The organism is Campylobacter sp. BCW_4332 (genome assembly GCF_001763175.1).
In the GTDB taxonomy this organism is placed as follows: domain Bacteria; phylum Campylobacterota; class Campylobacteria; order Campylobacterales; family Campylobacteraceae; genus Campylobacter_D; species Campylobacter_D jejuni.
The window spans coordinates 52,379-67,055 of sequence record NZ_MJYF01000062.1 but is presented as its reverse complement, the minus strand read 5'-3'; the positions used below and the strand labels follow the sequence as shown (position 1 = coordinate 67,055).

General features: G+C 30.6%; 15 protein-coding genes. 11 read left to right on the top strand and 4 right to left on the bottom strand.

What is annotated here, in order from left to right:
* Window positions 1–624: a bifunctional phosphoribosyl-AMP cyclohydrolase/phosphoribosyl-ATP diphosphatase HisIE gene (hisIE, locus tag AJN64_RS07075; RefSeq protein WP_053872696.1), complete on the top strand. Its 624-nt coding sequence runs from the start codon at window positions 1–3 to the stop codon at window positions 622–624.
* Between the two features lie 23 nt (window positions 625–647).
* Here hisIE and AJN64_RS07070 read toward each other — a convergent pair whose 3' ends face one another.
* Together AJN64_RS07070 and AJN64_RS07065 are read right to left on the bottom strand one after the other, a co-directional pair.
* On the bottom strand, window positions 648–1,808 hold the full coding sequence (locus AJN64_RS07070) for a tetrahydrodipicolinate N-succinyltransferase N-terminal domain-containing protein (RefSeq protein WP_002866583.1): 1,161 nt from the start codon (window positions 1,806–1,808) through the stop codon (window positions 648–650).
* Window positions 1,809–1,833: 25 nt separating this feature from the next.
* Window positions 1,834–2,940, bottom strand: a complete 1,107-nt coding sequence (locus AJN64_RS07065) for an Mrp/NBP35 family ATP-binding protein (protein WP_002871282.1) — start codon at window positions 2,938–2,940, stop codon at window positions 1,834–1,836.
* A gap of 122 nt (window positions 2,941–3,062) precedes the next feature.
* On the opposite strand from AJN64_RS07065, the gene AJN64_RS07060 reads away from it, so the two are divergent.
* The 6 genes from AJN64_RS07060 to prfA all read left to right on the top strand — a co-directional run bounded on the left by AJN64_RS07060 (window position 3,063) and on the right by prfA (window position 8,133).
* Entirely contained in the window at window positions 3,063–4,178 is a 1,116-nt protein-coding gene (locus tag AJN64_RS07060) for a bifunctional 2-C-methyl-D-erythritol 4-phosphate cytidylyltransferase/2-C-methyl-D-erythritol 2,4-cyclodiphosphate synthase (protein ID WP_044794390.1), read from the top strand.
* Window positions 4,175–5,062, top strand: coding sequence for a response regulator (locus AJN64_RS07055; protein WP_002866587.1), 888 nt, complete (start codon window positions 4,175–4,177; stop codon window positions 5,060–5,062). Before AJN64_RS07060 ends, AJN64_RS07055 begins: the two co-directional genes overlap by 4 nt.
* Window positions 5,040–6,200, top strand: a complete 1,161-nt coding sequence (locus AJN64_RS07050) for a sulfate adenylyltransferase (protein ID WP_053872697.1) — start codon at window positions 5,040–5,042, stop codon at window positions 6,198–6,200. Before AJN64_RS07055 ends, AJN64_RS07050 begins: the two co-directional genes overlap by 23 nt.
* 4 nt (window positions 6,201–6,204) lie before the next feature.
* Window positions 6,205–6,705: a phosphatidylglycerophosphatase A gene (locus AJN64_RS07045; RefSeq protein WP_002862253.1), complete on the top strand. Its 501-nt coding sequence runs from the start codon at window positions 6,205–6,207 to the stop codon at window positions 6,703–6,705.
* 78 nt (window positions 6,706–6,783) lie between these two features.
* Window positions 6,784–7,047, top strand: a complete 264-nt coding sequence (gene rpsT / locus AJN64_RS07040; RefSeq protein WP_002856547.1) for a 30S ribosomal protein S20 — start codon at window positions 6,784–6,786, stop codon at window positions 7,045–7,047.
* Between the two features lie 18 nt (window positions 7,048–7,065).
* Complete coding sequence (gene prfA, locus AJN64_RS07035; protein ID WP_002858952.1) at window positions 7,066–8,133, top strand: peptide chain release factor 1; 1,068 nt, start codon at window positions 7,066–7,068, stop codon at window positions 8,131–8,133.
* Between the two features lie 13 nt (window positions 8,134–8,146).
* Here the strand turns inward: prfA and AJN64_RS07030 are convergent, their stop codons facing one another.
* Window positions 8,147–8,902, bottom strand: coding sequence for a HugZ family heme oxygenase (locus tag AJN64_RS07030; RefSeq protein ID WP_070292843.1), 756 nt, complete (start codon window positions 8,900–8,902; stop codon window positions 8,147–8,149).
* Between the two features lie 193 nt (window positions 8,903–9,095).
* Here AJN64_RS07030 and AJN64_RS07025 point away from each other — a divergent pair, with 193 nt between their 5' ends.
* Genes AJN64_RS07025 through AJN64_RS07010 form a run of 4 tightly spaced genes read left to right on the top strand, consistent with a single transcriptional unit; the run spans window position 9,096 to window position 13,765 of the window.
* Window positions 9,096–11,225, top strand: a complete 2,130-nt coding sequence (locus AJN64_RS07025; RefSeq protein ID WP_070292842.1) for a TonB-dependent receptor — start codon at window positions 9,096–9,098, stop codon at window positions 11,223–11,225.
* Window positions 11,200–12,186 (top strand): FecCD family ABC transporter permease, encoded by a 987-nt coding sequence (locus AJN64_RS07020; RefSeq protein ID WP_070292841.1) that lies wholly within the window; start codon window positions 11,200–11,202, stop codon window positions 12,184–12,186. The genes AJN64_RS07025 and AJN64_RS07020 overlap by 26 nt, the downstream gene beginning before the upstream one ends.
* Complete coding sequence (locus AJN64_RS07015) at window positions 12,186–12,962, top strand: ABC transporter ATP-binding protein (protein WP_070233517.1); 777 nt, start codon at window positions 12,186–12,188, stop codon at window positions 12,960–12,962. Before AJN64_RS07020 ends, AJN64_RS07015 begins: the two co-directional genes overlap by 1 nt.
* Window positions 12,959–13,765 carry an ABC transporter substrate-binding protein gene (locus AJN64_RS07010; RefSeq protein ID WP_002866595.1) on the top strand — a complete coding sequence of 269 codons (807 nt, stop codon included), beginning with the start codon at window positions 12,959–12,961 and terminating at the stop codon, window positions 13,763–13,765. Before AJN64_RS07015 ends, AJN64_RS07010 begins: the two co-directional genes overlap by 4 nt.
* Here the strand turns inward: AJN64_RS07010 and AJN64_RS07005 are convergent.
* A complete protein-coding gene (locus AJN64_RS07005) occupies window positions 13,762–14,619 on the bottom strand; it encodes a radical SAM/SPASM domain-containing protein (protein ID WP_044278227.1) in 858 nt (285 codons plus the stop codon). The genes AJN64_RS07010 and AJN64_RS07005 overlap by 4 nt on opposite strands.
* Between the last annotated feature and the right edge of the window lie 58 nt (window positions 14,620–14,677).

Below are 14,677 nucleotides of genomic sequence, written 5' to 3'. Positions count from 1 at the left end.
ATGCAAAATTTCAAAGAACTTAATGAAAAAATTGCTTGGCAAAAAGTGGATCATCTTTTACCTGTCATCATCCAAGATGCAAAAACTTGTGAAGTTTTAATGCTAGGCTTTATGAATAATGAAGCCTTAGAAAAAAGCTTAGAAAGTGGTAAAGTAGTCTTTTTTTCACGCAAAAAACAGCGTCTTTGGATGAAGGGTGAAGAAAGTGGAAATTTCTTAAATATCATAGATTTAAGCTTAGATTGTGATAATGACACGCTTTTAATTTTAGCAAATCCTGTAGGGCCTACTTGTCATACGGGCAATATTTCTTGTTTTGAAAAAATTTCTAAAAATGCAGATTTTGTTTTTCTAGCCAGACTTCAAAAGCTTATTAATGCACGAAAAAATGCCGATGAAAATACTTCTTATACAGCAAAACTTTTCAAAAGTGGTACAAAACGCATCGCACAAAAAGTTGGTGAAGAAGGCGTAGAAACAGCTTTAGCAGCGACAGTAAAAGATAAAGAAGAGCTTATTTGTGAAGCAGCGGATTTAATGTATCATTTAAGTGTTTTACTTGCAGATGCAAATCTTAGTTTCTCAGATGTGATTTCAAAGTTGAAAGAAAGACATAAAGCTTAAAGCTTTATGTAAATAAATTTGTATCAATGCAAGGCTTCATTAAGTTTGACTGCTTTTTTATTTAAAGCTACTATCATAGCACCACTTATAGAATCTTGACGGAAATGTAGCCCATTTAAACCTTTAAGCTCTAAGCCTTTGTAAATTTCTTTATCAAAATTAAAATAAGGATTAAGTTTAGCAAGTTCCTCAGCATCTTTGAGTAAAAATTTCGTTCCTTCTAGCACCGCAATACCTGCATCAACTATACAATTATCCCCTAAAGGAATTCCTGTCACTGAATTAGCCCCTAAAAGACAAGCCTTACCTACGCTTATAGCATTGCCACTTGTTCCACTTAAAACACCTAAAATCGAAGCTCCTCCACCTACATCAGAACCTTCTCCTACTATAGCACTCGAGCTAATACGCCCTTCAACCATACAAGCTCCTGTTGTGCCTGCATTAAAATTCACATAACTTGCCCCTGGCATGATGGTTGTTCCCGCTGCTAAAGACGCACCCATTCTTACTTTAGAACTTTCTAAAATTCTTGTATTATCCTCAGGGATAATATGTGCTAAAAATCTTGGGAATTTATCAACAAAATCAATTTTTGGATATTGATTGCTCATTTTTAAACGCATTTCATTTGCTCTTAAATACTCAAGCTCGATAGGCTTATCATCACTCCAAGCTACATTGCTTAAAAGTCCAAAAGCTCCATTTAGATTGATACTTCTTAAAGGCACTTTTTTAGTAGAAAGCAAATAAAGTTTTAGATAAACACTTTCTACACTTAAAGGTTCTTTATCTTCAAAAAGACAAACAAAAGCAAACTCATCGTCTTTAAATTTATCTTTGATAATCTTTAATAAATCAATATTTTGATGCCCCTCTTCTTCTAAAAAAGGTTTAAAACAAGAAAGTGCAAAATCAATATCTTCTAATTTCAAAGTTTGTACAAACTCACTCGCATTAAAATCAATCTCCACACCCCTTTGCATAAAAGCTTCAAGCATAATTGCTGCTGAGCCAAAATTTTGCTCGTAATTAATTAAAGCAAAACTTGCTTGCAAGATTTTATTTTTATTTAGCTGTCCTCTATCAAGCCTTGCTATACCAAAAGCTTTAGGTTTTTTATAGCCACTTTTTTGCTCGATTTGTTTGATTAAAAGTAAAAAATCTTCTTTAGTATTAATCATTTTCTTTTCCTTATCCACTTAATTTTTAATGCGAACACGCACTTTTTCCATTCATCACAGGTTGTATAGCAGAATTATCCGCACCACCTTCATTGTTAATCTTTTCTATAAAGCTCCAAATTTTTTCAGCCGCCATTAAATAACGCTTTGAACTCACACTTTCAGGGTGATAAAAACTCACAGGCTTGCCTTCATCTCCACCTTCTCTTACTATCATTTCTATAGGAATTTGTGCTAAAACTTCACTTTTATAAGCTTTTGCCATATCCTCAGCTGTTCCTTTGCCAAAAATATCATACTCTTTACCATTATCAGGACATAAAAATCCACTCATATTTTCAATCACACCCGCTATAGGAATGTGAAGTTTATTAAACATATCTAAAGCTCTTTTACTATCGTCTAAAGATACGGTTTGAGGTGTGCTTACACAAACTCCTGCAGTAATAGGAATACTTTGTGCAGAAGTAATTTGCGCATCGCCTGTTCCTGGAGGCATATCCAAAAACAATACATCAAGCTCAGGCCAAATTACATCAGCTAAAAGTTGCTCAATTGCTTTCATAATCATAGCTCCACGCCACATAAGCCCTTGACCCTCTTCGATCAAAACCCCCATACTCATCATATAAACACCATGAGTTAAAATAGGCTTTAATCTCTGCCCTACTACTTCAGGCTGAGTTTTGGTTTCACCTAGCATTCTTGGAATATTTGGCCCATAAATATCTGCATCTAAAATCCCCACTCTTTTTCCCATTTTAGCCATGGAAATTGCTAAATTTACTGTAGTTGTAGATTTACCCACACCACCTTTTCCACTTGAAACCATGATGAAATTTTTTACTTGTGGAGCAATATTTTTTCCACTTCTTGAATTACTTTTTTCTTCAGGAATTTTTGGAGTGATGATATTAAGTTCGATATTTTTTAAAGCCAAACTCGATAAAGCTTCAGTAACATTTTTACGAATTTCATTAGCTACTTCAGGATTTGCTGAAACGATTTCTATATCAATAAATACACCATCATCTTGAATTTTAATATCTTTTACAAAATTAAAACTCACTATATCCTTTTCAAAGCCAGGATATTTTACAGTTTTTAATTTCTCTAAAATTTGTTCTTTCATGTCTTTTCCTTGTTTTTTAAAAAAATCAATTTTACTAATAAAATGATAAAATTTAGCTTTTTATAAGTGTATAATATGGTAACATTATAAAAACCAACAATATTAAAAAGAGGAATGAAAAAATGAGTGAAATGAGCCTCATTATGTTAGCAGCTGGAAATTCTACTCGTTTTGACGCAAAGGTAAAAAAACAATTTTTACGACTTGGAAATGACCCTCTTTGGCTTTATGCAACAAAAAATTTAAGCTCTTTTTATCCTTTTAAAAAAATAGTTGTTACTTCTAGTAATATCGCTTATATGAAAAAATTTACTAAAAACTATGAATTCATAGAAGGTGGTGATACCAGAGCAGAATCCTTAAAAAAAGCCTTAGAGCTCATAGATAGTGAATTTGTTATGGTAAGCGATGTAGCAAGGGTATTGGTGAGTAAAAATTTGTTTGAGCGTTTGATTGAAAATTTAGATAAAGCAGATTGTATTACCCCTGCTTTAAAAGTTGCAGATACAACGCTTTTTAACAATGAAGCCTTACAAAGAGAAAAAATCAAACTCATTCAAACCCCGCAAATTTCTAAAACCAAATTACTTAAAAAAGCCTTGGATCAAAACCTAGAATTTACAGATGATAGCACAGCTATAGCTGCAATGGGTGGAAAAATTTGGTTTGTTGAAGGTGAAGAAAATGCAAGAAAACTAACCTTTAAAGAAGATCTTAAAAAGCTTGATTTGCCTACACCTAGCTTTGAAATTTTTACTGGCAATGGTTTTGATGTGCATGAATTTGGAGAGAATCGCCCTTTGCTTTTAGCAGGAGTGCAAATTCATCCTACTATGGGGCTTAAAGCACACAGCGATGGAGATGTTTTAGCTCACTCTTTAACCGATGCGATTTTAGGTGCTGCAGGACTTGGAGATATAGGAGAGCTTTATCCTGATACTGATATGAAATTTAAAAATGCCAACTCCATGGAGCTTTTAAAACAGGCTTATGATAAAGTCAGAGAAATAGGTTTTGAACTCATTAATATAGACATTTGCGTCATGGCACAAAGCCCTAAACTTAAAGACTTTAAACAAGCTATGCAAAGCAATATAGCTCATACTTTAGACTTGGATGAATTTAGAATCAATGTTAAAGCCACAACAACGGAAAAATTGGGTTTTATTGGAAGAAAAGAAGGTATGGCGGTGCTTAGTAGTGTAAATTTAAAATATTTTGATTGGACAAGATTATGAAAGTTTTAATTATTGAAAATGAAATTTATCTAGCACAAAGCATTAGCATTAAACTAAGTGATGCTGGATATAGCTGTGAAATTATCAACTCGTTTGATGAATATAATGGTGAAAAATACTATGATATTGTACTGCTTTCTACAAATACTAATAATTTTCTAAAAGCCGTAGGTCAGTTTAAACATAGTATTATTATTTTGCTTATTTCTTATATAAGTACAGATACAGTTTCAAATCCTTTGAAATTAGGTGCTAGTGATTACATTCAAAAACCCTTTATGATAGAAGAGCTGATTAGAAAAATAAAGCATTATCAAGATTTTAGAAAACTTTCAATCCTTAATAAAGCTTATCAAAGCTACATCAAATCAAGATTAGAAACAATCAAAATTCCAGAGTATAATTATAAAAAATTAAAACTTCCATTGATATTAAAATCCAACAAGCAAAGCAGTGCTGATGCTTTTGTTTTTAATTATGCAAATGAATGTGACATTACTCTTTCTTTTATTGATTTAACATCTACAAATTCAGTTGAAAAAGTTATGAAACTTCCCACAGAAAACAATCTTTTATTTTTAAGTAATTTTCAAGCATTAAAAGCAACAGAAAAGGAAAAACTCCTAGATTTTATACAAAACAAAAATGTTATTTTGCATACCAATTCAAATACAGATGATTTAAAAATAAACTGTATTAATTTAAATGATAATGAAAAAAATATCGATAGCAATGAAATTTTAACCATAGATGAGTATGTAAAATATGTTATTATAAACTACCAAAATATATTTCCTGATACTGATCTTTCAAAAAAATTAGGCATTTCACGTAAATCTTTATGGGAAAAAAGGAAGAAATATGAAATCAGCAAGAAAAAATAAAAACATTACCATAGATCAAAATCAATTTGGCATCTTATCACTTATTAAAGAAGGTTTATTAGGTACTTGCACTCATTTAATGAATGAAAAAGAAGTCAATGAAATCATTAAATCAAGAAAATTTAAAGGAGAAAGTTTTCCCTATCCCTTAAGCTTTGCACCAAAAAATGCTGAAGAAGCAGTAAATGATATAAAATCTGGCGATAGAATCGATCTAATACTAGATGAAAAAGTAGTAGGACATATAGATTTTAAAAGCCAATTTAAAAATAATAAAAATTTTTCTGATATTTTCAGTCCTAACACTTGCTCTTTAGAAGATATGGGGACAACTTGCATAAGTGGAAAAATAGAAATTTATAATTCTCAAATTAAAAAAATAAAAGAAAATTTTCAACAAATCAAAAACAATCTTAATGCACAAAAAATTACCGCTATAGTTTCAAGTTTTGATCCTTTGCATCGTGCCCATGAAAGAATGTTTCGTTGGACTATTGATAAAGCAGATTTAGTTGTAATTTTTCTTGTAGAATCTTTTGATACAAATGGGTTTGAATTCGAACTTAAAGAAGCTTATTTGAAAAAATTTATTCAAAACTATCTTCCACCGGATAGAATTTTCATTTTTCCATTAAAAAATATTAATATTTTTCACGCCCATTTAAATCCTGGCTTAGAAAGCATTATCGCAAAAAGTCTAGGTTGTACCAAACTAGTAGTAGGACAAAATCATACAGGACTTGGAATGTTTTATGATGATAATCAACCAAAAACCATACTTGATGATTTTTCCAAGGATTATGGCATAGAAGTGATTGTTTTGCCTGAATTTGTATTTTGCGATCAATGTCGCATGATTGTTAGCACAAGATCTTGCCCTCATGGTTGTCATCACCATTTGCACTATAATTCTCAGTCTTTAAAAGATTTACTAAGAGCGGGTATCATTCCTCCAGCAATTTTCATGCGCAAGGAAGTATCTAGCGTTATTTTAACTTCTCTTTTTCCAAATAGATTAAAAAATATGCAAAAAATTTATAATGAGCTTTTTCCAACTGATGGAATTTTAGAATACAAAAATGATGAAGAATTTTATCAAAAACTTTTAGAAATTCATCAAATGTCTTATATGGTGTAACAAAATGCAAAAATTATTTTTAACTTTTTTTTATTCAGGTTCTATAAAAAAGGCAAGTGGGACTTTTGGTACTATCGCTGCTTTAATACCTGCTTTTTTTATACTTAAATATCTTGGGATTAATACTTTGTTTTTACTAAGTATTTTAATTTTTGTTGCAAGTATTCGTGTTATAGATGATTATGAAAAAAAAACAGGAATTCACGATGACAAACACATAGTTATCGATGAAGTTGCTGGGGTTTTTCTTGCTTGTGCTATTGCAGCAAGTGTTGAAAACTCGATAGTCAATTTTGTTTTGGCTTTTGTTTTATTTAGGCTCTTTGACATTACAAAACCTTCTATTATTGGCAAGATAGATAAAAAAGTCAAAGGCGGACTAGGTGTAATGCTTGATGATATGCTAGCAGGATTGTTTGCTGGACTTTTAAGTGCGGTAATTTATGGATTTTTACTTAAATTTAATTTAGTTTTTTGGGATATAAATTTAAAAGATTTATTTTGAAATTTTGCTTAAATTAATTAAATTTTAAATTTTATTCTTATATAATTTAGTCTTTAATTTCAAAAAAGGAAAATATAAATGGCAAACCATAAATCTGCTGAAAAAAGAGCAAGACAAACTATTAAAAAAACAGAAAGAAATAGATTCTATAGAACAAGACTTAAAAATATAACTAAAGCCGTAAGAGAAGCTGCAGCAAATGGAGATAAAAATGCTGCTAATGAAGCTTTAAAAGTAGCTAATAAAAGCATTCATGCTATGGTAAGTCGCGGTTTCATTAAAAAACAAACTGCTTCTCGCCGTGTAAGCCGCTTAGCCCTTTTAGTAAATAAAATCGCATAATTTTCTATATAGTTTTTAATGTTAGCTAGCAAACTAGATCCTTTTTTAAAACGCTTTGAAGAGTTAAATTCTCTTCTTAGCAGTTCTGATATACTCAACGATATCAGTAAAATGACTACACTCTCTAAAGAACAAAAAAATTTAGAACCTATCGTTTTAAAAGCTAAAGAGTATTTAAAAACTTTAGACAATATAGAAGAAAATAAAGCTTTGCTAAACGATCCAGAACTTGGGGAACTTGCAAAAGAAGAACTAAAAACTTTAGAAGAATTAAAACCGAAACTTGAAGAAGAGATTAAAATTTTACTTCTTCCTAAAGATCCCAATGATGAAAGAAATATTTTTCTTGAAATTCGTGCAGGTACAGGTGGCGATGAGGCATCTTTATTTGTAGGAGATCTTGTAAAAGCTTATGCAAGATATGCTGAAAATCGCGGCTATAAACTTGAGATTGTAAGCTCTAGCGAAGGAAGTGTAGGTGGATTTAAAGAAATCATCATGCTTGTTAAAGGAACAGGAGCTTATTCAAGACTTAAATATGAAGGTGGAACGCACCGTGTTCAAAGAGTTCCTCAAACAGAATCCCAAGGACGCGTGCATACTTCTGCTATCACCGTGGCAGTAATGCCAGAAGTTGATGATATAGAAATCGAAATCAATCCAAACGATCTTAAAGTTGATGTTATGCGATCTTCAGGACATGGTGGACAAAGTGTAAATACTACTGATTCAGCTGTTCGTATCACTCATATCCCCACAGGTATAGTTGTAGTCAATCAAGATGGAAAAAGCCAACACAAAAATAAAGAAAGTGCGATGAAAGTCCTAAAAGCAAGGCTTTATGAAATGCAAGAGAGTGAAAGACTAGCAAAAGAAAGTGAAGCAAGAAAATCACAAGTAGGAAGCGGAGATAGAAGCGAACGCATTCGCACTTACAATTTTCCACAAAATCGTATCAGCGATCATAGAATAAATCTTACTTTATATCGCTTAGATGCCATTATGCAAGATGGGCTTTTTGATGAAATCATAGAACCTTTAATCACTCATCATCAAGCCCAAGCTTTACAAGAACAAAATTTATAAGATTTTATACAAATTAATGCTTATGTGGGAATTTATGTGGATTTCCACTAGCACCTACATGTGCAACATTTCCATTTTCTATATCATAAGCTTGACCAAAACCTTTTACAAAGCGTCCTTTTTTAAATTCAAGCTTTACTAGATGAAAATCAAGCATCTTGCGTATAGTTTTAATGCCTCCTTCTCCTCCGGTTTGTTTTTCAAACTCATCATAAATTTGATCAAATCTTTCACCTCTCTCTAAAAAGCTTGCATTTGCCCTATAGCGCAATCTTTTGCGAAGTATAACAGAAGCAGCTTTACTCTCATCCTCTAAAAACATTATTTCTATATTGTTTGGATTTACTTTGATGTTGTTAAAATGTTCGCTTACTTCACTTATATAAATATAATTTCCCCATTGTGTGCTTACAAAAGGTGCATACGAGCAAACAACTTCTCCATTTGTATTTAAAGTTGCCAAAGCTACAGAATTAAAACTTAGCATAAATTCATTTAATTCTTTTTCTACGCCACTAAAATTTTGCTCACTCTTTGCACTCATGCAAAGGGATATTATAGTATCTTTAATCGTGTTTTCATCGGCTTTTTTAGGAAATTCCACTCGTAAATTTTCTTTATCATTGTAAACAAGATCTAAGCCATTAAAATCAACACTTTTTAGAAAAACATCTTGCACTTGCTCAATACCACCAAATTTTTTACAAAGATCAACTAAATTTGATTTATGATGATCATTCATATGAGAAATAATGCTTTCAAAATTCATTTTTATCCTTTCTTGATTTTAAAATAAAATATTAAAAAAAATGGTATCAATTATCAAATTAAAAATAACTTAAAATATATAAATTATCTATTTTAACAAAAATTTATACTAAATTAAGTTAATAAAGGATAAATTTCGTTCTAAATTATTATGATATAAATTATCATTATTTATTTTATTTAAGGAGTAAAATTTGCACCCAAATAAAAAAGCTTTTAAATTATCTTTATTTGCATTATTGCTAATAACTAATTTAAATGCACAAGAATCAAATGAAGCTATCAATCTACAAAAAGTTGTTGTTAGTACAACAGGTTTTGAACAAGATGCGGATTCAAATTTACGCAATGTAATCAGCATAGAAGGCAAAGATCTACAAAATAAAGGTTATGTTTCCTTAGAGCAAGCCTTAGAAAGAATTTCAGGCATTAGTTTTGTAAATTTTGGACTTGGACGCAATATAGATATGCGTGGACAAGGAAATAAATCCAATATAGCTGTAAAAGTTATGATTGATGGGCATGCTATTAATGTTCTTGATAATTCCCATGGTGTAACCCCACTAGATAGTATCAATTTAGATAATGTAGAACGCATAGAAATCATACCTGGGGGTGGATCTGTGCTTTATGGAAGTGGTACTAGAGGTGGCGTGATTAATATCATTACAAAAAAACAAAAATCAGATGCTTTTGCTATAAATTTAAAAAGCAGTGCTTATGATCATGGTGGACTAGGTGGAAATTTAGGTATCAATGGTGCCAAACAAATAAATGAAAATTTAGCTTTTAGCTTTGATATACAAAGTTTTAACCTTGATGGATATCAAGAAGGTTATAATGAAAAAGGTTATTTTATCAACACAAAAACCTATATTGATATCAATGATAATAGCGATTTAACTTTGGGTTATAATTATTTTAAAAGCAAAAATACCAGCAGTGGCTATCTAACAAAAGCACAAGCTCAAAGCGATCCAACCCAAAAAGGCAATAGTGACAATATCACACAAATCAATCGCCCTGAAATTTCTTTGGATTATCATTACTATTTTGATGATATATGGGAATTTAACCTAGAAGCTTTTTGGCAAAATCAAAAGATCAATTATCTAAAAGATGAAATTTCTATGATGGGAACTACAGCTTATCAAAATGGAAGTGGTTTTGAAGACACACTTACAGGGATAAGTTTAAAAAACAAGCTAAATTATGCAAATAATTCTTATTTTATTTTTGGTTATGAATTTACAAACCATGATGCAAAAAGAAAGAGTTTGGTGTATTATAGTGCTGCACCTATTATAAACTATCATAGGATGACAACTTTAATGGATATGACTAAACAAAGTCATTCTATTTTCGCTCTTGATTCTCATAATTTTAATGAATTTTTTACTTTATCCGGTGGAGCTAGATATGAATTTAGCTCTTATGATACCGATAGATCTTATAGAAATGAAATGAGTATGAACATACCCCGACCCCCATCATCTAATATTATAGACTCAACAACCCTTTTTGATACCGATAAAAACACCAATAATTTTGCTTTTGAAATCACCCCTAACTTTAAATACTCTGACACAGGCAATCTTTATCTTAAATACGAAAGAGGTTTTGTTTCTCCTACACCTGCTCAGTTTGTCAATCGCAACAAAACTGGCAATGGAATACCACCCTATTATTCGTCGAACCTAAAAGCTGAGATCTTTGATACCTTTGAACTAGGTATTGATGATTTTTGGTGGGATTTTTACGGCTTTAATCTAACTTTATTTTACACCCTAAGCAAAGATGAAATTTCTTATCTTGGAAACCCTCATGCCACAGGTGGAGGATTTTGGCAATATTATAATATAGATCAAACTCGCCGTTTAGGAGTAGAATTAAGTCTGAGTCAAAATTTTTTAGATGATGATTTAATCTTTAGAGAAAGTCTAACTTATCTTGATGCTAAAATTTCTAAAGGTGTTAATGACGGCATGAAAATTCCTTATGTTTCAAAAATCAAAGCCACAGCTGGGCTCGAATACGCTTGGAATAAAAATTTCTCAAATTTTATTGATCTAACCTATTTTTCTAGAGCAAAAGATGGTGGAACTATAGATGAAAATACAGGAAAAATGTCTAAAAATTCTTGGATAAGGGATTATTTTTTAACAGATATTGGTATGAAATATAATTATAAAAAATTACAAATTTTAGCAGGAATTCGCAATCTTTTCGATAAAAGATACTACACCTATCAAGACAGTATAAATGATCAATACCTAGTTGGGAATGGCAGAAACTACTATGTTGAATTTAAATACGCATTCTAAAATTTTAGTGATTATAGGGCTTGTAGTAGCTTATATAATCGCTTCTTTTACAGCACTTTGCTTAGGAGATGAGAATTTAAACCCAAAAGAACTTTTTTCATATATCTTTAGCCAAGATGAAATTTTAAGACAAATCATCATAGATGGACGCTTGCCACGCATTATAATGGCGATTTTAATCGGTATGCTTTTAGCTAGTAGTGGGGCTATCACTCAAAATGTATTTTCAAATCCTATAGCCGATCCTTATATCATAGGTATAGCTTCTGCGGCAACCTTTGGAGTGGTTTTGGCGTATTTGTTAAAATTAAATGATTATTATTATGGAATTTTAGGTTTTGTTTGCTCTGCCTTTTTTGCCCTAGGAGTTTTTAAAATTTCTTCTAAAGCTTCTATAGCGACTTTACTCATTATCGGCATAGCAGCTTCATCTTTTTTAGGAGCTTTTACTTCTTTTTTCACCTATCTTATAGGCGAGGATTCTTTTAAAATAGTCGCTTGGCTTATGGGAAATATAGGCAATGCTTCTTGGTTTCGTGTGGGAATTTTAATCTTGCCTTTAATTTTTTGTTTGTTTTATTTTTACGCTCATAAAAACGAATTAAACATACTTTTAAGCGGAGATGATGAAGCTAGAAATCTAGGGGTAAATGCTCAAAAATTAAAGATAAATTTACTCATTGTCTCATCCTTGGCTGTATCTTTTGCGGTTGCTTTTAGCGGACTTATAGGCTTTGTTGGACTCATCATTCCTCATACTATAAGACTTTTGCTTAAAAATTATGATAATGCCTTAGTTATCCCTTTATGTACAGCATTTGGAGGATTATTTTTACTTATTTGTGATACTTTAGCAAGAACTCTTTTAGCCCCTGTACAAATTCCGATTGGAATCCTAACTGCATTTTTTGGAGCTCCTATTTTTTTATACTTGGCTTTAAGTGCTAGGAGATTTTTATAATGCTAAAAATACAAGATTTAAGCTTTGCTTATCACCAAAAAGATTTACTAAAAAACATTCATTTAGAACTTAAAAATCAGGCTTTTATAGGAATTTTAGGACCAAATGGCTCAGGTAAAAGCACTCTTTTAAAACTTATACTTAAAAATTTAAGTCCAAATAAAGGAGAGATAAGTCTTTTTAATACAAATATCAAAGATTTTTCTCTTAAAGAATTTGCCAAAATTTGTGGCTTTGTGCCTCAAAAATCAGAATTAAACACCCCTCTAAAAGTCATCGATGTGCTTTTAATGAGCAAATATGCGAATTTAAAACATGCTTTTAGTTCTTATTCTAAAGAAGATATTTTAGAAATTAAAGAATTTGCTAAGGATTTAAGACTTGAAAATTTTCTAGAAAGAAGCATACTTTCTTTAAGCGGGGGTGAATTTCAAAGAATGCTTTTAGCAAGAGCTTTGCTTAAAAAGCCAAAAATTCTTTTTTTAGATGAACCTACTTCAGCCCTTGATTTAAACTATGCTATAGAGCTTTTAACTCTTTGCGAAAAACTAGTTAAAGAAAAAAATATAGCCGTTGTTGCCATCTTGCATGATTTAAATTTAGCTTCTATGTTCTGCGATAAAATCCTTTTTTTAAAAGAAGGGGAAGTAAAGTATTTTGGAACGAGTAAAGAGCTTTTTACTCAAGAAATTTTAAAAGAAATTTATGATTTAAACTGCGAGATTATTTATAAAAATTCTAAACCTTATATTTTAGCTTTAAAGGAGAAAAAATGAAAAAAATTTTAATTATTATGAGTTTGTTTTTAATCACACTAAATGCAAAAGAACGCCTTGTAGTGCTTGATCCTGCAAGCATAGAAACCCTTTTTATGCTTAAGGCTGAAGATCAAATCGTAGGCATTGCCACTTTACAACACTCAAATATCTATCCTAAAGATCAAACCTCAAAACTTACAAGTGTAGGCACTTTTTCAAATCCTTCACTTGAAAAAATAGTAGCATTAAAACCAAGTTTGGTGATTTTAAGCTCTTATTCTTTAAATTTAGAAGAAGGACTTAAAAATTTTGGTATCAAAAGTATCAATTTAAAAGCCGAGCGTTTAGAAGATATAACAAAAAATATCACAACCTTAGGCCAAATCACCAAAAAAGAAAAAGAAGCAGAGTTTTTAAAACAAGAATTTACCCAAAATTTAAAAAAATTAAGCGATAAACCCCTAAATAAAAGTGCGATTTATCTTTATTCTAGTAACCCTTTAATGGCCTTTAATGATAATTCTTTAATAGCTGATATTTTAAGACTTATAGGGATTAAAAATTTAAGTCCGCAAAGTCAAATTTCAAGACCTGTTATATCAGCAGAATATATACTGAAACAAAATCCAGACATACTCATTCTTGGAATTAATGCTAAAAACAACCTTTTAGATACAAATGCTTTATTGAAAAATACCAAAGCAGTTAAAACAGGAAGTATTTATTTTAACAAAGATACACATATATTATTACGTCTTAGTCCTAAGATAATAGATAGAATTCAAGAATTTAAAACAAAGCTAGAAAATAACAATTTTTAATCACCCAATCTTGCTTTAAAAAATTCGCAAGTTTGACAAAGTTTTTCTATGCGTTTATCTTCTTCAAAAGCTTTTTTCATCATCTTTATACGCGGTGATTTAAAAAGCTTATCAAAGTTATTTTCAAAAACATTTCCCAAGTTAATATCTGCTTTAGTATCCAAACAGCAAGGCACCAAACTTCCATCACTTAAAATCCCAATTTGCTCTTTTAAAGCATGACATTTTCCTTTTTTATAAAGGGGTTCATCTTTTAAATTTGGCCATTTAAAAAGTTTATTTTGATGAAGCAAAATATGTCTTTGCAAGCGATTTTTACTTAAGTTTGTATCAATCTTAACTTCAAATTCTTTGGCTAAAAACTCATAAATTTTTAAATTTGACTTAGGTGCTTTAAAATTAGCATCTAAATTCCAAAGTCTTAGATTGATAAAAGAAAGGCTTTTTTGCTCTAAATGCTTTTTGCAAAGTTCTAAAATAGGCTTAAAATACTGTTCTAAAGAAATTTTGCTTTGACTTAAAAAAGACATTAAAGAAATATTGATTTGATGGATATTCTCATACCCTAACAATAAAGCTTGATTTTTAGAATTTAGATAAAAGCCACTTGTAGTGATTTCAAGTTTCATAGCTTCATCTTTTGCGATTTTTAGATAATTTTCCAAATTAGGTAAAAGCAAAGGATCGCCCAAAAGATGAAAGGTAAAAAGCTCGGCTTTATTAGAAATTTCATAAGCTAAGTTTTGAAATTTTTCTTCACTCATTACCCCGCGAATTCCTTTTTGAGAAGGACAAAAATCACATTTTAAACCACAAATATCGCTTAATTCTATATATATTTTTTTAAATTTCATTATATTTCCTAGAGTAAACATTTTACCAAAATTTATGAAATTTATTAAAATATGTAAC